We start from the raw sequence: 18,475 nt of genomic DNA, 5'->3' as shown, positions 1-18,475 counted from the left end.
GTGCTGCAGTTTCGGCGGCGGAGAGCGGGGCGGGTGCCCGCCCTCAGCCGAGCAGCCGGGCAGCGAGCGCCTCGGCGCTGGCCCGCGAGGTGCCGTGGGTGTACACGGCCGGGAGGTCCTGTCCGCCGGCCGGCACGGTTCCGGTGTGGACCCATGCCGCCCCGGGCAGCAGGGCGTGAACCGCCCGGGCGGCCGCGAGCTGGGCGCCGCCGGGGGAGAGGTCGTCGGTCAGTATCACCACCCGGCTCTCCGGCATCAGGGCGAGCGAGCCGATTCGATCCGCCGTGCCGGCCGGGTCCGGAAGGGCCGACCGCCGGACGGCGGCGCGCCGGGCGAGGGCTGCGGAGAACACGTCGCTGAGCGGACCCGCGGCGATATTGGCTCGTCCGCGGCCGTCCAGGAGCTGGACCGGGTCCGCCGTCGTACCGTTCGGGGACCAGGACGGCAGGACGCCGGTGACAGCGCGCCCTGCGGCCTCCACCCAGTCCCGCCCGGAGGGCGCCGGAGCGCCGGTCGAATCCGGTGCCCCGGCGCGGGCCTGCCGCGCTGCCTCCGCGAAGCGCCGGATGCGCCGGTAGGCCGCCTCGAAGTGGGCGGGTGTCAGGGTGCCGTCGTCGAGGGCGGCCAGGAGCGCGTCGCGCACCTCCCGGTAGTCGTCCTCGTCGGAGGTGCTGCCCGCCTTGGGGCCGAGGTTCGACGGATTGCCGACGCACAGCAGATCGGCCCCGGCCTTCAGCGCCAGCACCGCGCCCTGACCTGATCCGACCCCGGTGCGCACTGCAGCCATGTCGAGGGCGTCGGTGACCAGGAGCCCATCGTGGCCGAGTTCCCGGAGCAGGGCGACGGCGGCGGGGTTGAGGGTCGCGGGCAGTTCGCCGAGCTCCGGGATCACGATGTGGGCGCTCATCACCGCAGCCACGTCCTGCTCCACCGCGGCGGCGAACGGCGGCAGGTGGTCCCGGCGCATCTCCTCGAGGCTCAGTTCCACCCGCGGCAGTTCGAGGTGGGAGTCGGTGCTGGTGTCGCCGTGGCCGGGGAAGTGCTTGGCACAGGCCCCGACGCCCGCTGACTGCAGGCCGCGCACCAACGCCGCCGTGTGCGCGGAGACGCGGGCGGTGTCCGCCCCGAAGGACCGCACCCCGATGATGGGGTTGAGCGGATTGGTGTTCACATCCGCGACCGGAGCCAGCACCAGGTTCACTCCGGCGGCGCGGGCGAGGACGCCGATGTCGCGGCCGGCGTCCTCGGTGAGCCGGAGATCGTCCAGGACGCCGAGGACGCCGGCGCCGGGGATGCTGGAACCGGCGGCGGACTGGAGGCGGGTCACGTTCCCGCCCTCCTCGTCGATGCCGATGACCGCGCGGGGGTTGGCGGCAAGGACCGCCTCCGAGAGCCGGCCCACCGCACCCGGAGTGTCCGGGTCGATGTTCTGGCTGAAGTAGACGACGCCGCCCAGTCCGTTCTGGAGCGCCTCCTGGAGCCAGCCGGGCAGGGAAGTGCCCAGGAATCCGGGAAGGATGACGCTGTTGACCAGGCGGAGGCGGGCGGCGTTCACCCCTTCACCGCCCCTGAGACCAGTCCGCCGCTGAGCCGGCGCTGCACGAGGATGAAGAAGATCATCACCGGCAGGGTGATCAGGGTGGAACCGGCCATCACGTAGCCCCACTCGTTGGAGTTCTCCCCGAAGAACTGCTGGAGGCCCACGGCGACCGTGTAGGTGGCGGGGCTGTCCATGAAGGTCAGGGCGAAGATGAATTCGTTCCACGCGATGATGAAGGCGAACACGCTGGTGGCCACCAGCCCGGGCGCCACCAGGGGCAGCAGCACCGACCAGAACATGCGGCCCCAGCTCGCACCGTCGATGTAGGCGGCCTCCTCGAGTTCGACGGGCACCGCCGCCACGAAGCCGCGGAGCATCCAGATGGCGAAGGGGAGGGAGAACGCGACGTAGACGATGATCAGGCCCAGGAAGGAGTTGAGCAGCTGCAGGTCCCGCACCTGGATGAACAGCGGGATCACCAGGGCCTCAAGCGGCACCATCTGGATGATCAGGATCAGCATGAGGATTCCGGTGCGGAACCGGAACCGGAACCGTGCGACGGCGACGGCGGCGAAGAGGGCGAGGATCCCGGAGAGCACCACCGTTGACACCGCCACGATGGCGGAGTTGCGCAGGAAGGTCCCGAAGCCTGCCTCGGAGAGGACGTAGCTGAAGTTCTCAAGCGTCGGCTCGGCGGGGAACAGCGACTGGGCCCCGCCCGTGGCGCGCCCGTCGAAGGCGCTGCTGATCATCCAGTAGGTCGGGAAGAGGGTGAACAGCAGCAGTGCCGCGACGGCGACTGCCTTCCAGGCGAGGGTCACCCGTGCCCGGCGGCTGCGGGGCCGGCGGGCCGGAATGCGCACGGCGTCCGGAACGGAGGGTGCTGAGGGTGCCGAAGGTGCTTTCACTTTTCCTCCTTGAACAGCGTGCGGACGTAGACGACGCTGATGGCCAGCAGCAGCACGGTGAGCAGCACGGCGATGGCCGAGCCGAACCCGTACCGGTTCTGGGCGAACGACTCCACGTAGGACCACACGCCGAGGTTGAACACGGAGCGGTTCGAGCCCGATCCGCCGGGCTGGAGGTAGATCTGCGCGAACACCTTGAAGTCCCAGATGGTGGAGAGGATCACCACGACCGCGAAGACGGGCCGAAGGGTGGGGAAGGTGATCGAGAAGAAGCGGCGGACGGCGCCGGCGCCGTCGACGGTTGCCGCTTCGAGCATCTCCTTGGAGACCCCGAGCAGGCCGGCCAGCACGGTGATCGCCACGAACGGGAAGCCGTGGTGGATGATGTTGACCAGGACGACGGCGTAGAAGGACCAGCGGTCGGTGAACCAGTTGTGCGGCTCATCGAGCAGGCCCGTGCCCTGAAGGAACTGGCTGACGATGCCGCGGTCGGCGTCGAAGATCCAGATCCACACATAGGTGCCGGTCACGGCGGGCATCGCCCAGGCCACCATGACGGCGCTGCTGACGATGGTGCGCCAGAGGCGGTCGAGGCTGGCCAGCAGCAGTGCCACCAGGGTGCCGAGGATCACGGTTCCGCCCACGGCGGCCACCGCGAAGCCCACGGTGTTGGGAAGGACGACGGTCCAGAGAGCCGGGTCCGCGAAGACCTCGGCGTAGTTGGCGAGGCCGATGTAGTTCGAGCGTCCGCTGACGATCTCGCGCAGCCCGTAGTCCTGGAAGGAGATGAGCACGACGCGGGCGAGCGGCCACAGCAGCAGCACGGCGAGCACTGCGAGGGCCGGGGCCAGGAGCAGCCACGGCCGGGCAGTGGCCATGCGCAGCCTGCCGGGCCGGCGGCGCTGGGGCGGGGTCGGGCCGGTGGCCGCACGCGGTGCCGGGCGTGCGGCTCCAGCCTTGGTGGGGGTGGTCAAAGAACTACTTTCCGTTCAGCAGTTCTTCGATTTCGGTGGCGGCGTCTTCGGTCGCCTGGTCGACGCCCTTGTCACCCGAGAGGATTGACTGGATCATCGCCGGGACCGTCTTCTTCGCCTCGACGGCGCCCCAGCCCGGAGCGACGGGAACCGAGGTTCCGGCTTCGACCATCTGGGTGGCGAACGGCTTGACCAGCGGGTCGTCGGACTTGGCCGCTTCCTCGAGCAGGGAGGCCTGGCCGGGGAAGTAGTTGGTCTGTTCGGCCCACTCGGCCGCCGTCTCCCCGGTGGTCATCATCTCGACGAACTTCCAGGCGAGTTCCTGCTTCTTGGATCCCTCGAACACGCTGAGGTGCGAGCCGCCCAGGAAAGAGGGGCTGTAGCCGGACTCGGGGCCGGGGATCGGGAAGGCGCCGATCTTGCCCTCGAGGTCGGGGTTCTGCTCGAGGATCGCCGGCATCGCCCAGGACCCCATGGTGGCCATTGAGAGGTTGCCCTTGACGAAGTTGTCGAGCACGTCCTTCTCGTTCCAGGTGGTGGCCCCGGCGGAGGACAGGCCGTCCTTCACGGCGAGGTCGGTGTAGAACTTCACGCCCTCGCGGGCTTCGGGGGAGTCAAGGCCCGAGGACCAGGTGTCGCCCTCCTGCTCGGCGAGCTCGGCACCCGCGCCCCAGATGAAGGGGTAGGCCAGGTAGGCGGAGTCCCCGGGAACGGCGAACGGCGTCATGTCGGGCTCGGCCTCCTTCAGGGCAAGGCCGGCCTCGCGCAGCCCGTCCCAGGAGGTGGGCGGGGTCAGGCCGTGCTTTTCAAAGATGTCCTTGCGGTACACGACGGAGCGGACCCCGGCGTACCAGGGCATGCCGTAGAGGCTGTCCTCGAGGGTGCCGGCCTCGACCAGGCCTTCGACGAGGTCGTCCTTCAGCCCGGCCTTCTCGATCTGCTCGTCGAGCGGGGCCAGCGCGCCGGCCTCGGCAAATTCTGCGGTCCACGTGCTTCCGGTTTCGGCGACGTCCGGCGTCGTGTTCCCGGCGATGGACGTGACAAACTTGTCGTGGGCCTCGGCCCACTGAACGAACTGCACGTCGAGGGTGGCGCCGGTCTCTTCCTTGAACTCGGATTTCACGCCCTTGAAGAAGCTTTCGGCGTCGGGGTTCGTCCCCTCCATGATCCAGACGCTGAGCGTCTCGCCCTCGGCGTCGGAACCTCCACCGTTTCCACATGCTGTCAGCGCCAGTGCTGCCACTGCAGTCACGGCCATTGAACGCTTGAGCTTTCTCACTTGCTGTCCCCTCCATCGCGGCGAAGGCGGCGGCATCGGAATGTGCCACGGCCCATAGAGTGAAAGTAATCTCCATCACGATCTAAGTCAACGTAACTGATTTCCAGACACGCCGGGGAGGTCCGCTGCCACCCGGGGGAGTCCCGGACCTGGAGCCCGCCGAAGACCCTCCCCGGCCGCGGGGAATTCGTGCCCGAAAACACACCGCGGACCGGCGTGGTGCAGTGGCGCCGGGCGTAAAATTGACTTTTTATTCTCGATGAAGGACACCGTGGAAACCGCACGCACCGACGCCTCCCGCCCCGCCGACACCCTTTCGATCCGGCCGGTCCTGCCCAGCGACTACGACGAGGTGGCGCGCATCACCCGCACCGCCTACCTCGAGGCCGGCTACTTCGCCGACGAGGACCACCCCTACATGGCGGTGCTCTCGGACGTCGCCCACCGGGCCGAGCACGCCGAGATCTGGGTCGCAGAGCGCGACGGCCGGGTGGTGGGCTCGGTGGCGCTGACCTTCGAAGGGCAGCGGTACACCGACATCGCCATCGCCGGGGAGCTCGAGTTCCGCATGCTCGCCGTCGACCCCGCCGTGCAGCGCGGCGGCATCGGCCGGGCCATGGTCGAGGCGATCATCGCCCACGCACGGACCCTGCCCGGCATCAACGCCGTCAGCCTCACCAGCGGCTCCAACATGGTGCGCGCGCACCGGCTCTACGAGTCCATGGGTTTCTACCGCGTTCCCGAGCGCGACTGGCTCGTGCCCAACGAAGACATCCTGCTCTGGGTCTTCCGCCTGGAGCTCTAGGGCCGGTGTTCGAAGGGCCCTCCGGGCGGGTTCCGCGGTGCCCGCCCGGGCCCTGTCCGCCCGTAGACTAGAGGCAGACACCCATCCACTTCCAGGGGAGATCCATGGCTGAGATTAACCGTGAGGACGTCGCGCATCTGGCGCGGCTGGCGCACATCGACATGAGTTCCGAGGAACTCGACCGCATGGCCGGCGAGCTGGCCGTCATCGTGGATTCGATCAAGAGCGTCAGCGAGGTGGCCGGCGACGACGTCCCCGCCACCAGCCACCCGATTCCGCTGAGCAACGTCTACCGCGACGACGTCGTGGGGGAGACTCTCAGCAACGAGGAGGCCCTCGCCGGCGCCCCCGACAACGCCGACGGACGCTTTCGGGTCCCTGCAATCCTGGACGGGGAGTAACCCAATGAGTGAAATCATCCGCCTGAGCGCCGCCGCGCTCGCACAGAAGCTGCAGTCGCGCGAGGTCTCGGCCGTCGACGCCACCCAGGCCCACCTTGACCGGATCGCCGCCGTGGACGGCTCGATCAACGCGTTCCTCCACGTCAACACCCAGGAGGCGCTGCTCGTCGCCGCCGAGGTCGACAAGGCGCGCGCCGACGGCGACACCCTGCACCCGCTGGCCGGCGTGCCGATCGCCGTGAAGGACCTCATCGTCACCAAGGGCCAGCCCACCACGGCCGGCTCGAAGATCCTCGAGGGCTGGCACAGCCCCTACGACGCCACGGTGATCCGCCGGCTGCGCGAGGCGCGGATGCCGATCCTGGGCAAGACCAACCTCGACGAGTTCGCCATGGGCTCCTCCACCGAGCACTCCGCGTACGGGCCCACCCGCAACCCCTGGGACCTCGACCGGATCCCCGGCGGCTCCGGTGGAGGCTCCGCCGCCGCCGTCGCCGCCTTCGAGGCGCCGCTGGCCCTGGGCACCGACACCGGCGGCTCCATCCGCCAGCCCGGCGCCGTCACCGGCACGGTCGGCGTCAAGCCGACCTACGGCGGCGTCTCGCGCTACGGCGCGATCGCCATGGCGTCCTCGCTTGACCAGATCGGCCCGGTCTCACGCACCGTACTCGACTCCGCGCTGCTCCACGAGGTCATCGGCGGCCACGACCCGCACGACTCCACCTCCCTCACCGATCCCGTCGGCGCCCTCGTCGAGGCCGCCCGGCGCGGCGAGGTGAAGGGACTGCGGGTCGGCGTCATCAAGGAACTCTCGGGCGAGGGCTACCAGACCGGCGTCCTGAACCGCTTCGCGGAATCCCTTGACCTGCTCCGCAGCGCCGGCGCCGAGATCGTCGAGGTCTCCTGCCCGAACTTCAAGTACGCCCTGGGCGCCTACTACCTGATCATGCCCTCGGAGGCCTCGAGCAACCTCGCCAAGTACGACGGCGTGCGCTTCGGCCTGCGCGTGGTGCCCGAGGGTGCCCCGACGATCGAGCGCGTCATGGGCGCCACCCGCGCCGCCGGCTTCGGCGACGAGGTCAAGCGCCGCATCATCCTGGGCACCTACGCCCTGAGCGCCGGCTACTACGACGCCTACTACGGTTCAGCCCAGAAGGTGCGCACCCTGATCCAGCGCGACTTCAATGCCGCCTTCACCCAGGCCGATGTCCTGATCTCCCCGACGGCGCCCACCACGGCGTTCCGCCTGGGTGAAAAGCTCGACGATCCGCTGGCGATGTACCTCAACGACGTCGCCACCATCCCCGCGAACATGGCCGGCATCCCGGGGCTGTCCCTGCCCAACGGGCTCGCCGACGAGGACAACCTGCCGGTCGGCATCCAGCTGCTGGCCCCTGCGCGCCAGGATGCGCGGCTCTACCGGGTCGGCGCCGTGCTCGAATCACTGCTTGAAGACAAGTGGGGCGGACCGCTGCTGGCGCAGGCCCCCGAGATTGCGGGAGTGAAGTAAATGACTGCTGTACACGACGAGGTCCTGTCCTTCGACGAGGCCATGGAGAAGTACGACCCGGCGCTCGGCTTCGAGGTGCATGTCGAGCTGAACACCAAGACCAAGATGTTCTCCTCGGCCCCCAACGGTTTCGGGGACACCCCGAACACCAACATCACCCCGGTGGACCTCGGCCTGCCCGGGGTGCTTCCGGTGGTCAACCGGGTCGCCGTTGAATCCTCGATCAAGATCGGGCTTGCCCTGGGCTGCAAGATCGCCGAGCGCAGCCACTTCGCCCGGAAGAACTACTTCTACCCGGACACCCCGAAGAACTTTCAGACCTCCCAGTACGACGAGCCGATCGCCTACGACGGCGCCATCGACATCGAACTGGCCGACGGCACCGTGTTCACCGTGGAGATCGAACGCGCCCACATGGAGGAGGACGCCGGGAAGCTCACCCACATGGGCGGGGCCACCGGCCGCATCCAGGGCGCCGAGTTCTCCCTCGTCGACTACAACCGGGCCGGCGTGCCGCTGGTGGAGATCGTCACCAAGCCCATCCTGGGCGCGGGCCGGCGCGCACCGGAGCTGGCGAAGGCCTACGTTGCGGCCATCCGGGAGATCGTGAAGAACCTCGGGGTCTCCGACGCCCGGATGGAGCGCGGGAACGTCCGCTGCGACGCGAACGTCTCCCTCATGCCCAAGGGCAGCACCACCCTGGGCACCCGCACCGAGACCAAGAACGTCAACTCCCTGCGGTCGGTCGAGCACGCGGTGACGTACGAGATCCAGCGGCACGCCGCGGTCCTGGACTCCGGTGCGGCGATCGTGCAGGAGACCCGCCACTGGCATGAGGACACCCGCTCCACCACCGCCGGCCGGCCCAAGTCCGACGCCGACGACTACCGCTACTTCCCGGAGCCGGACCTGGTTCCCGTCGTCACCAACGACGCCTGGATCGAGAAGCTGCGCTCGGAGCTGCCCGAACCGCCCGCCGAGCGCCGCAAGCGCCTCCAGGCCGACTGGGGCTACTCCGACGCCGAGTTCCGCGACGTCGTCAACGCCGGCGTGATGTCCTCGGTCGAGGACACCGTCGCCGCCGGTGTCAGCCCGGCCGTCGCCCGCAAGTGGTGGATGGGCGAGATTTCCCGCCGCGCCAAGATCGCCGACGTCGAGCCCGCCGAACTGGGCGTCACCCCCGAGCTGATCGTCGAACTGAACGCGCTGATCGAATCGGGCAAGATCAACGACAAGCTCTCCCGCGAGGTGCTCGACGGCGTCCTGGCAGGCGAAGGCACCCCCGCCCAGGTTGTTGAGGCGCGCGGACTCGCCGTTGTCTCGGACGACGGCCCGCTGCTCGAGGCCATCGACGGCGCACTGGCGGCGCAGCCGGACGTCGCGGAGAAGATCCGCGGCGGCAAGGTCCAGGCCGTCGGAGCGATCGTCGGCGGCGTCATGAAGGCCACCCGCGGACAGGCCGACGCCGGCCGGGTGCGCGAGCTGATCCTGCAGCGCCTCGGTGTCGAAGGCTGACGCAGCGTCCTGCGTGCTCCACGACTGCCCACCGACAGCACTCTGTCGGTGGGCAGTTCTGCGTTCCGGGTCGGGTACCGGGTGTTTCGCCATGGATCGGTCTTCCGCGTGCCGGCAACGCGCCTCCCGACGAACCGTTCTGCCCACCGACCAGGCGTGATGGGTGGGCATATCCGGACATGCCCACTGACCGAGGCTGGTCGGCGGGCAGTTGTGGATCCGCCCCGCCCGCCTCCGGGGCCCGGCGGGCACTGATAATCTTGCGGTGGTTGTCACAACAGCCACCCGAGTTGCACCAGCCCGCCGCCGGCAGATCCAGCCGGCCGTGCGGAATTGGCGCGGAAGGAAGATGGAGTGAAGGCGCTTTACAAGTCCGGTGCGCATCCCGGATTCGAACTGGTCGACCGTCCCGAGCCGGCGGTGGGCCTCGGAGAAGTGAAAATCCGGGTCATGACCACCGGGATCTGCGGAACCGACCTCCACATCGAGTCCTGGGACTCCTGGGCGCAGGGCATGATCAACGCCCCCCTGATCCCCGGCCACGAGTTCTACGGCGAGGTGGTCGAACTCGGCGGCGGCGTCCGCGACGTGAAGATCGGCGACCGGGTCTCCGGCGAAGGCCACGTCGTCTGCGGAATCTGCCGGAACTGCCGCGCCGGGCGGCGCCAGATGTGCATCCGCACCTCGAGCGTCGGCGTCCAGCGCGACGGCGCCTTCGCCGAATACGTCGTCCTTCCCGAAACCAACGTCTGGGTGCACCACGACGAGATCACCCCTGAACTCGGCGCCGTCTTCGACCCCTTCGGCAACGCCGTCCACACCGCCCTGAGCTTCCCGCTGGTCGGGGAGGACGTCCTCATCACCGGCGCCGGACCCATCGGCCTGATGGCCGTCGCGGTGGCCCGCCACGCCGGCGCCCGGAAGATCGCGGTCACCGACATCGCCGCGCCCCGCCTGGAACTCGCCCGGGCTGTCGGGGCCGACATCGCCATCGACGTCAGCCGTATGCGTATCCTCGAGGCGCAGCAGGAGCTGGGCATGAAGGAAGGCTTCGACATCGGCATGGAGATGTCGGGCCACCCCTCGGCCCTGCCCGAGATGATCGACAATATGACCCACGGAGGGCGCATCGCCATGCTCGGCCTGCCGTCGTCGCCGATCTCCATTGACTGGGGCAAGGTGGTCACCCACATGCTCACCCTCAAGGGCATCTACGGGCGCGAGATGTTCGAGACCTGGTACGCCATGAGCGCCATGCTGCAGTCAAACCCCGCACTGCGCGACGCCGTCGCGAGCGTCGTCACCGACACCCTGCCGGCCGCCGAATGGCAGGCCGGATTCGACACCGCCCGCCGCGGAGCCAGCGGCAAAGTGGTCCTCGACTGGACCTCCCTCTAAGCTCCGGCGCCTCCGGGACCCTCGCGGTCCCTGCCGGCTCCAGCCGTTCCAACTCCAGCCGTCCCATCCTTCAAGGAGCAGCGACATGTACACCTCCATCCGCGACCAGCTCACCGGCGAGCTTGAGGAGATCCGCAGCGCGGGGCTGTTCAAGCACGAGCGCACCATCTCCTCGCCCCAGTCAAGCCACATTCGGGCCGGGCTGCGCACCGGAGGGTCAGCCGAGGTCCTGAACTTCTGCGCCAACAACTACCTGGGCCTTGCGGACCACCCGCAGATCATCGAGGCCGCGAAGACCGCCCTGGACGAGCGCGGCTTCGGCATGGCCTCGGTGCGCTTCATCTGCGGCACCCAGGACCTCCACCTTGAGCTGGAGCGGCGGGTGTCGCAGTTCCTCGGAACCGACGACACCATCCTCTTCTCCTCCTGCTTCGACGCCAATGGGGGAGTGTTCGAATCCCTGCTCTCGGCGGAGGACGCCGTCATCTCCGATGCGTTGAACCACGCCTCGATCATCGACGGCATCCGCCTGAGCAAGGCCCAGCGCTTCCGGTACGCCAACCGGGACATGGCCGACCTCGAGGCGAAGCTCAAGGAGGCCTCCTCGGCACGGCGCCGCCTGATCGTCACCGACGGGATCTTCTCGATGGACGGCTACCTCGCCCCGCTCGAGGCCATCTGCGACCTTGCCGATAAGTACGACGCGATGGTCATGGTCGATGACTCGCACGCCGTCGGTTTCATGGGCCCGACCGGTGCCGGCACCCCCGAACACGCCGGTGTCGGGGACCGCGTCGACATCTACACCGGAACGTTCGGCAAGGCCCTGGGCGGGGCGTCGGGCGGCTATGTCGCCGCCCGCCGCGAGATCGTTGAGGTGCTCCGCCAGCGCGCCCGGCCCTACCTGTTCTCGAACTCCCTGGCACCCTCGATCGTCGCCGCGACCCTGACCGCGCTGGACCTGGTCCAGAACAGCGCCGAGCTGCGCGCCACCCTCGTCGACAACGCGGCCCACTTCCGCCGCCGGATGACCGAGGAGGGCTTCGAGCTGCTCGAGGGCGAGCACGCGATCATCCCGGTGATGTTCGGAGACGCGGTCCTGGCGGCGAAGACCGCCGACGCCATGCTGGCCCACGGGGTCTTCGTTACCGCGTTCAGCTACCCGGTGGTGCCCAAGGGCGCCGCGCGCATCCGCGTCCAGCTCTCCGCCGCGCACAGCAGCGAGGACATCGAGGCCTGCGTCCGGGCGTTCGTCGCGGCCCGCTCCGAGACCGCAGCCGGCTAGCGGCCCGGGGGGCGGCGCGTTCCTGCCGAAACCCCGGAGTTCCCGGCGGGTCCGGCCGGAGGAGGACCCGCCGCCGGCGGGCGGTACGTTCCTCCCGGAGCCGGGGCGCCCGCCGGGCGCTGACGCCGGACGCGCCGGGTGGACCTCTGGTGCCCGGCGCGCAGCGGATGTGCCTACGATGGCGCCATGAACCTTAGCTGCGATGTCCTCATTGTCGGTGGCGGCATCGCCGGCCTGTCGCTGGCCTCGGAACTCGCGTCCCGCGGCGGCCCGACCGTGGCCCTCGTCGAGGCCGAACCGACCCTCGGCTACCACACCTCGTCGCGGTCCGCCCGGCAGCTGAATCCCAGCTACGGGCCGCCGGTGGTGCGCCGGCTCACCGCCCGCACCCTCGGCCTGCTCGCCGGCGTGCAGGAGCGGACCCGCCTCGTGCTCACCACGCCGCGGAGCTACCTGCTGATCGGCAGCGAGGCCGACGTCGCCGCCAGGGCTGCAGGCCCAATGCGCCGGGTGACCCACGCCGAGGCCCTTCGGCTGTGCCCGCAGCTGCTTCCGGACACCTTCGAGGCGGCCGGGCTCGACACCACCTGCGTCGGCACCGACACCGACGCCCTGCTTGAATACCACCGGTCGGCGGCCGTGGCAGCCGGGGTGGCGATCCGAACCGACGCCCGGGTCACGGCCGCGGAGCGCAGCGGAGGCCGGTGGCGCGTGCGGGCAGGGGAGCAGGAGATCAACGCCGGCGTGGTGGTCAACGCCGCCGGCGCCTGGGCGGACCGGCTCGCGGAGCTGTGCGGGGCGGCACCCCGGAACCTGGTGCCCTACCGGCGCACCGCCGCCGTCGTCCGGGTGGAGTCGCAGCCGGTCCCGGGCACGCCGATGGTCGCTTCGGCCGATGACTCCTTCTACTTCCGCCGTGACGAAGCGGGTGTCTTGATCTCGCCGTGCGAAAGCGTCCCCAGTGCCGCGGAGGACGCCCGCCCCAACCCCGGGGACGTCGAGGCGCTGATTCTCCGGCTCAACACACTCACCACCCTCGGCATCACCGGAGTCGTCCGGTCCTGGACCGGGCTGCGGACCTCCCCGCCCAGCGGGATTCCCGTCGTCGGGTTCGATCCGGACGCCGAAGGCTTCTTCTGGCTGGCGGGCCAGGGCGGCTACGGCTTCCAGACGTCCTCGGCTCTTGCCGAGCTCGCAGCGGCGCAGCTGAGCGGACAGGAGCCGGGGGACACGCAGGCCGCGTCCGAACTCGCCCCCGCCGTCGCAGCCTCCGACGGATGATCTACCTCGGCCCGGACCGAAATGTCACGCCGCAGTCCGCGGCCGGCAGCCGCGTTCGAGGGTCGGCAACGGCACCGCGGGACAGGCATAGGATGGTCGGATGAACGTTGATGAAGTCCCACTGCCCGGGATCGGGGTCCGCAGGGACATTGAAACCTCGTCAGGACGCCGGATCGGCATCGTCGCGCACCGCGAGGGGAGCCTTGACCTCATTATCTCGGCGGCCAACGACCCCGACGCCTGCGTCGCATCGATCCCGCTGACCCCCGATGAGGCCGCAACGATCGGGAACCTGCTGGGCGCACGGCACCTCGTGGCCCGGCTGACCGAGGAACACCGCGACCTGCCCGGGGTCACCACCCGACAGTTCCTGGTGGAGCGCGGCTCGCCCTTCGACGGGCGTTCCCTCGGCGAGACGCGCATGCGCTCGCGGTCGGGCGCGTCGGTGGTGGCGGTGCTTAGCTCCGGCGAGGTCCAGGCCTCACCGACTCCGGATTTCGTCCTCGCCGCCGGCGACCTCCTGGTCGTTGTCGGCACCTCCGAAGGTCTGGACACCGCCGCGAAGATCCTGCGGCACGGCTGATCGGGTGCACAACACCGCAATATCGCTGATCGAACTCGGCGCTGTCCTGCTCTGCCTTGGCGCCCTCGGCCGGCTGGCCGGTCGCTTCGGACTGTCGCCGATCCCGCTGTACCTGGTTGGAGGGCTCTTCTTCGGCCAGGGCGGCTTCCTCGCCCTCGAGGGCCTCGAACGCTTCAGCGAGGTGGCCAGTGAGATCGGGGTTGTGCTCCTGCTGCTGATGCTGGGCCTTGAATATTCCGCGAAGGAACTCGTCACCGGGATGCGGCAGTCCTGGATGGCCGGCGTGCTCGATATCGTCCTGAACTCCGTCCCCGGGGCAGCCGTCGCTCTCCTGCTGGGGTGGGGTCCTGTGGGCGCCCTGGTGATGGCCGGAGTCACCTATATCTCCTCGTCGGGCATCGCCGCGAAGGTGATCTCCGACCTCGGGCGCCTTGGCAACCGGGAAACCCCGACGGTGCTGGCGATCCTCGTGTTCGAGGACCTCGCCATGGCCATCTACCTGCCGGTGCTGACGGCGGTGCTCGCCGGGCTCAGCTTCGCCGGAGGCCTCCAGGCCGTGGGCATCTCCCTCGTCGTGGTGACCCTCGTCCTCGTCGTCGCCCTGCGCTGGGGCAATGTGGTCTCGGCGATCGTCGACAGCAAGGACCGCGAGGTGTTCCTGCTGACGCTCATCGGGGCCGCGCTGCTGGTCGCCGGGCTCGCCTCGACCCTCCAGGTCTCGGCTGCCGTCGGCGCCTTCCTGCTGGGCATCGCAATCTCCGGCGCGACGGCGGAAAACGCCTCCCGCGTGCTCGAGCCGCTGCGCGACCTTTTCGCCGCAATCTTCTTCGTGGTCTTCGGCCTGAACACCGATCCGGCGTCGATCCCGCCGGTCCTGGGCTGGGCCGTGGTGCTGGCGCTGGTCACGGCGGCCACGAAGATTGCCACCGGCTGGTGGGCTGCGGCCCGCCAGGGCATCAAGCCCCGCGGCCGGGCGCGGGCCGGGTCCGCGCTGGTGGCCCGCGGCGAGTTTTCGATCGTCATTGCCGGGCTTGCTGTTGCTTCGGGTGCTGTGGTCCCGGAGATCGCGGCGCTGGCGACGACGTACGTGCTGATCATGGCGATCCTCGGACCGATCCTGGCCCGGATCGCCGAGCCCGTGATGGACCTGCTGCTGCGCCGCACGGGTCCGAAGACCGGCCGTGCCGATGGGATCCCGGCGGGCCGCTGACCCGGCCGCTGACCTGATCCGCCGGCCCGGCAGCCGGGTCCGCTCTTAGTCGAGGATCTTGCCGATCGGCTCCCGTTTCTCGGCCTGGAACCGGTCCTCGGCCCGGCCGTAGGCCCAGTAGCCCGAGAGGGAAACCTGGGCGCGTTCGAGCCCGCGCTGGGCGAACAGGACATCGCGCAGCGCCTTCATGGCCCCCCGCTCGCCGTGGACGAACGCTTCGACCCGGCCCTCGGGCCACTGCGCGGCGGCGACGGCGTCGGCGAGCAGCGTCGTTGTCCCGGCCGGCCGGCCGCGCCGGAACAGCCAGCGGAGCTCAACGCCGGCCGGGGTTTGGAGCGGGAGGATGTCCGCCTCGTCGTCCACTTCGAGCCAGGCGATACCGGTGGCGGTTTCTTGGAGCGCCTCGAGGCCTGCGGCGATGGCGGGAAGAGCCGCCTCGTCGCCGGCGAAGAGGTACCAGTCGGCGTCGGGCTTCGGCGTCCAGGCCCCCGATGGACCCATCAGCACGAGCGGATCCCCGGGCCGGGCGCCGGCGGCCCACGGGCCGGCGATTCCCTCATCGCCGTGGACCACGAAGTCGATGGCGAGCAGCTGCCGCTCCCGGTCCATCCAGCGCACTGTGTAGGTCCGCTTGATGGGCAGGTCCCCGGGCGGAAGCTGCTCAGCGAGGGCCTCGAGGTCGTAGGGCGGAACGAGCCCGAGCTCCGGCCGTGCGAAGAGCAGCTTGACGTACCGGTCCGTGTGCTCGTTCTCAAGGAGCTTGGGGAAGGCCTCGCCGCCGGCGACGACACGGACCAGGTGCGGGCTGAGCCGGATCGTCTCGAGGACACTGAGCACCACCTGGGGGCGGGGCTTTCGAATGGCGGGTGCGCTCATGGGGGTACGGCTCGCTTCCGGAAGAGGTTGGTTAGCCAACCCTAACAAATCCCCGTGCGCGGCCGTTCCCCGGCCTAGAGCAGTCGGGCCCCGAGCGTTTCCTCGGCGGCGGCAATCAACGAGCCGTTGTCGACAAGCACCCGTGCGGCCTCGATCTCCGGTGCGAGGTACCGGTCGGTGCCCGGGCCCTCGATGTCCCGGCGCAGCACCCGGCGCACCGCGGTGATGGCCTCCGAGCTGCGTGCCGTGGCCAGGCCGCCGTCCCGCAGGTCGAGGGCACGGGCCGCGGTGAGGATCTCGATGGCGAGGACCCGGGTGAGCCCGTCGAGGGAGCGGCGCAGCTTCAGCCCCGCCGCCCAGCCCATGGAGACGTGGTCCTCCTGCATGGCGGAGGACGGGATGGAGTCGACCGAGGCAGGGTTGGCGAGCCGCTTGAGTTCCGAGACGATCCCGGCGGAGGTGTACTGGGCGATCATGTGCCCCGAATCGACCCCCGGATCGTCGGCCAGGAAGGGGTTGAGGCCGTGGTTGCGTGCCTTGTCGAGGAAACGGTCGGTGCGGCGTTCACTCATCGAGGCGATGTCGGCGACGGCGATGGCGAGAAAGTCGAGTACGTAGCCGACGGGGGCGCCGTGGAAGTTGCCGTTGGATTCGATCCTGCCGTCGGGGGTGATCACCGGGTTGTCGATGGCCGAACCGAGTTCGATGTCAGCCACCGAGTTGCCGTGGGCGAGGGTGGCCCGGGCCGCTCCGTGGACCTGCGGGGCGCAGCGCAGCGAGTAGGCGTCCTGGACCCGGGTGAAGCGGTGGCGTCCGGTTTCGGCGGTCAGCTCCGCGGCGATGAGCGCGGAATCCTTGAGGAGGGTGCGGATGTTCGCGGCGGAGTCGCGCTGTCCGGGGTGCGGGCGCAGCTCGTGCAGGTCGGCGGCGAAGACTGCGTCGGTGCACAGGAGCCCCTCGACACTCATGGCGGCGGCGAGGTCGGCTGTCTTCAGCAGCCGGTGCAGGTCGGCCGAGGCGAGCACCAGCATGCCGAGCATGCCGTCGGTGCCGTTGATCAGCGCCAGTCCCTCCTTTTCGCGCAGCTCGACCGGAGCGATGCCGGCGGCCGCGAGGGCATCCGCGGCGGAGGCGGTGGAACCGTCGGAGGTGCGCACGGCGCCCTCGCCCATGAGGGCAAGTGCCACGTGGGAGAGCGGGGCGAGGTCTCCGGAGCACCCGAGGGAGCCGTACTCCCCGATCACCGGGGTGATGCCGGCATTGAGCATCGCCGCGTAGGTCTCGGCGACCACCGGCCGGACGCCGGTGCGGCCCGTGGCCATGGTCGAGAGCCGCCCGAGCATCAGCCCGCGCACCACCTCACGGTCCACCTCCGTCCCCGAGGAGGCCGCGTGGCTGCGGATCAGGCTGCGCTGGAGCTGGGTGCGCTGGGCGGGCGGGATGTGCTTCGTGGCCAGGGCGCCGAAGCCGGTCGAGACCCCGTAGTGGGGGGTGGTGTCCCCGGCGAGCTGATCCACAACGCGGCGGGAGGCGGCCATCGCCTCGAGGGCGCCGCCGTCGAGCTCCACCTGCGCGCCGTGGCGGGCGATCGCCACGACCTCGGCCGGAGTGAGGGGGCCGGTGCCGATCCGGATGGGTCCGCCGCCGATGCCGGCGGCGGCGGAGCCGGGTGCCGGGACGGCCGGAAGGGTGCCGGTGGTGCCCGGGGCTGTGTGCTCTGCAGTCATGGGGAGCCTCGCTTCGCATGGCCTCCGGGGTTTACCGGACTATTGCCATTGAGTGAAAATGGAGTTTCAATAAGTGAAATACAAATCCGACCAACGCGCAAGGGGATACGAGTGGCAGATACCTCAACCCGCTCAGTGGAGCGGGCGTTGCTGCTCCTGGGTGCGGTGTGCGAGCGGGGCACGGTGTCCCTGGCCGAGGCCGCGAGGGACGCAGGGCTCTCGGCCTCGACGGCGCTGCGGCTCCTGCGCACCCTCGAATCCACGGGCTTCGTGCGCCGGGACGGCGCCGGCGGCTACCGGGCGGGGCTGCGGGTCGTCCAGCTGGGTGCCCAGGCGCTCAGCTCCGAATCCCTCGTCTCCCTCGCCGAGGGGGCCCTTGACCGGCTCGTCGGCCTGACCGGGGAATCGGCCTACCTCAGCGTCCCCTCCCACGACGGCCACGGGGTCTACCTCGCCGTGCGCGAAGGCACGCACTCGGTGCGCCACGCCAGCTGGGTCGGCCGCAGCATCCCCCTTGAGGGGACGGCGGTCGGCGCTGTCCTTTCGGGGACGACACCCTCCACGGGGTACGTCGTGGTGCGCGACGGCGTCGAAGCCGACGTCACCGCCATCGCGGCCCCCGTCCGCGCCGGAGGGCGTATCGCCGCGGCGCTCAGCGTCGTCGTGCCCAGCTACCGCATTCGAGAAGACGAATCAGCAGGGATCGGGATGCACGTGGCCCGCGAGGCCGCCGCCATCCTCCCCGTCACCTCAGCAACCCCTGAAGGAGAATCAGCATGAGCACACCCGAGGCCACCGCCCCGACTCCCCGCGCCACCACCTCCGATCCGTCCCGGAGCATCCGCGCCGCACGCGGCACGGTCCGGACGGCCAAGAGCTGGCAGACCGAGGCCCCGCTGCGGATGCTGATGAACAACCTCGACCCCGAGGTCGCCGAACGCCCCGAGGACCTCGTGGTGTACGGCGGGACGGGCCGGGCCGCCCGCAGCTGGGAGGCCTACGACGCCATCGTGCGCTCCCTCGAGGACCTCGAGGACGACGAAACGCTGCTGGTGCAGTCAGGCAAGCCCGTCGGCATTTTCCGCACCAACCCGTGGGCTCCGCGGGTGCTGCTGGCCAACTCGAACCTCGTGGGGGACTGGGCCACCTGGCCGGAGTTCCGCCGGCTCGAGGCGGAGGGGCT

At 70.0% G+C, this 18,475-nt stretch carries 16 protein-coding genes and 1 pseudogene; 11 read left to right on the top strand and 6 right to left on the bottom strand.

Annotated features, from left to right (window positions below):
• Positions 1-43: 43 nt before the first annotated feature.
• The 4 genes from QZX79_RS04525 to QZX79_RS04510 form a co-directional block, all read right to left on the bottom strand.
• Positions 44-1,555, bottom strand: coding sequence for a glycoside hydrolase family 3 protein (locus QZX79_RS04525; RefSeq protein WP_294565260.1), 1,512 nt, complete (start codon positions 1,553-1,555; stop codon positions 44-46).
• On the bottom strand, positions 1,552-2,361 hold the full coding sequence (locus QZX79_RS04520; RefSeq protein ID WP_294565315.1) for a carbohydrate ABC transporter permease: 810 nt from the start codon (positions 2,359-2,361) through the stop codon (positions 1,552-1,554). The genes QZX79_RS04525 and QZX79_RS04520 overlap by 4 nt, the downstream gene beginning before the upstream one ends.
• 83 nt (positions 2,362-2,444) lie before the next feature.
• Positions 2,445-3,326: a carbohydrate ABC transporter permease gene (locus QZX79_RS04515; protein ID WP_294565314.1), complete on the bottom strand. Its 882-nt coding sequence runs from the start codon at positions 3,324-3,326 to the stop codon at positions 2,445-2,447.
• 100 nt (positions 3,327-3,426) lie between these two features.
• Entirely contained in the window at positions 3,427-4,701 is a 1,275-nt protein-coding gene (locus tag QZX79_RS04510) for a sugar ABC transporter substrate-binding protein (protein ID WP_294565257.1), read from the bottom strand.
• A 271-nt stretch (positions 4,702-4,972) separates the two neighbouring features.
• Between QZX79_RS04510 and QZX79_RS04505 the strand changes: the two genes are divergently transcribed.
• From QZX79_RS04505 to QZX79_RS04465, 9 genes are all read left to right on the top strand, one after another.
• On the top strand, positions 4,973-5,506 hold the full coding sequence (locus QZX79_RS04505) for a GNAT family N-acetyltransferase (protein ID WP_294565256.1): 534 nt from the start codon (positions 4,973-4,975) through the stop codon (positions 5,504-5,506).
• 104 nt (positions 5,507-5,610) lie between these two features.
• On the top strand, positions 5,611-5,907 hold the full coding sequence (gene gatC / locus QZX79_RS04500; protein ID WP_120166793.1) for an Asp-tRNA(Asn)/Glu-tRNA(Gln) amidotransferase subunit GatC: 297 nt from the start codon (positions 5,611-5,613) through the stop codon (positions 5,905-5,907).
• 4 nt (positions 5,908-5,911) lie between these two features.
• Entirely contained in the window at positions 5,912-7,417 is a 1,506-nt protein-coding gene (gene gatA, locus QZX79_RS04495) for an Asp-tRNA(Asn)/Glu-tRNA(Gln) amidotransferase subunit GatA (RefSeq protein WP_294565251.1), read from the top strand.
• Positions 7,418-8,932: an Asp-tRNA(Asn)/Glu-tRNA(Gln) amidotransferase subunit GatB gene (gatB, locus tag QZX79_RS04490; RefSeq protein ID WP_294565250.1), complete on the top strand. Its 1,515-nt coding sequence runs from the start codon at positions 7,418-7,420 to the stop codon at positions 8,930-8,932.
• Positions 8,933-9,286: 354 nt separating this feature from the next.
• The gene (gene tdh / locus QZX79_RS04485; protein WP_294565247.1) at positions 9,287-10,330 is read left to right on the top strand and encodes an L-threonine 3-dehydrogenase; all 1,044 of its coding nucleotides are present in this window, start codon (positions 9,287-9,289) and stop codon (positions 10,328-10,330) included.
• A gap of 85 nt (positions 10,331-10,415) precedes the next feature.
• Positions 10,416-11,615 (top strand): glycine C-acetyltransferase, encoded by a 1,200-nt coding sequence (locus QZX79_RS04480; RefSeq protein WP_294565245.1) that lies wholly within the window; start codon positions 10,416-10,418, stop codon positions 11,613-11,615.
• Between the two features lie 186 nt (positions 11,616-11,801).
• Complete coding sequence (locus tag QZX79_RS04475) at positions 11,802-12,896, top strand: FAD-binding oxidoreductase (protein ID WP_294565243.1); 1,095 nt, start codon at positions 11,802-11,804, stop codon at positions 12,894-12,896.
• A 100-nt stretch (positions 12,897-12,996) separates the two neighbouring features.
• Positions 12,997-13,479: a cation:proton antiporter regulatory subunit gene (locus tag QZX79_RS04470; protein WP_159615855.1), complete on the top strand. Its 483-nt coding sequence runs from the start codon at positions 12,997-12,999 to the stop codon at positions 13,477-13,479.
• Positions 13,480-13,483: 4 nt separating this feature from the next.
• Positions 13,484-14,689 (top strand): cation:proton antiporter, encoded by a 1,206-nt coding sequence (locus QZX79_RS04465; protein ID WP_294565240.1) that lies wholly within the window; start codon positions 13,484-13,486, stop codon positions 14,687-14,689.
• Between the two features lie 45 nt (positions 14,690-14,734).
• On the opposite strand, the gene QZX79_RS04460 is transcribed toward QZX79_RS04465, so the two are convergent.
• Both QZX79_RS04460 and hutH read right to left on the bottom strand, forming a co-directional pair.
• The gene (locus QZX79_RS04460; protein ID WP_294565238.1) at positions 14,735-15,565 is read right to left on the bottom strand and encodes a siderophore-interacting protein; all 831 of its coding nucleotides are present in this window, start codon (positions 15,563-15,565) and stop codon (positions 14,735-14,737) included.
• 74 nt (positions 15,566-15,639) lie between these two features.
• Positions 15,640-17,292, bottom strand: coding sequence for a histidine ammonia-lyase (gene hutH / locus QZX79_RS04455; RefSeq protein ID WP_294565235.1), 1,653 nt, complete (start codon positions 17,290-17,292; stop codon positions 15,640-15,642).
• A 111-nt stretch (positions 17,293-17,403) separates the two neighbouring features.
• Between hutH and QZX79_RS04450 the strand changes: the two genes are divergently transcribed.
• Entirely contained in the window at positions 17,404-18,072 is a 669-nt protein-coding gene (locus QZX79_RS04450) for an IclR family transcriptional regulator (protein WP_294565234.1), read from the top strand.
• Positions 18,069-18,475 (top strand): annotated as a pseudogene (locus QZX79_RS04445) (urocanate hydratase); the annotation flags it as partial. The gene QZX79_RS04450 and the pseudogene QZX79_RS04445, both read left to right, overlap by 4 nt.

The sequence above is a fragment of the uncultured Arthrobacter sp. genome (assembly GCF_902805515.1).
Taxonomy (GTDB): Bacteria; Actinomycetota; Actinomycetes; order Actinomycetales; family Micrococcaceae; genus Arthrobacter_D.
The sequence above is the reverse complement of the archived record's forward strand: the minus strand, read 5'-3'. Positions and strand labels throughout refer to the sequence as shown.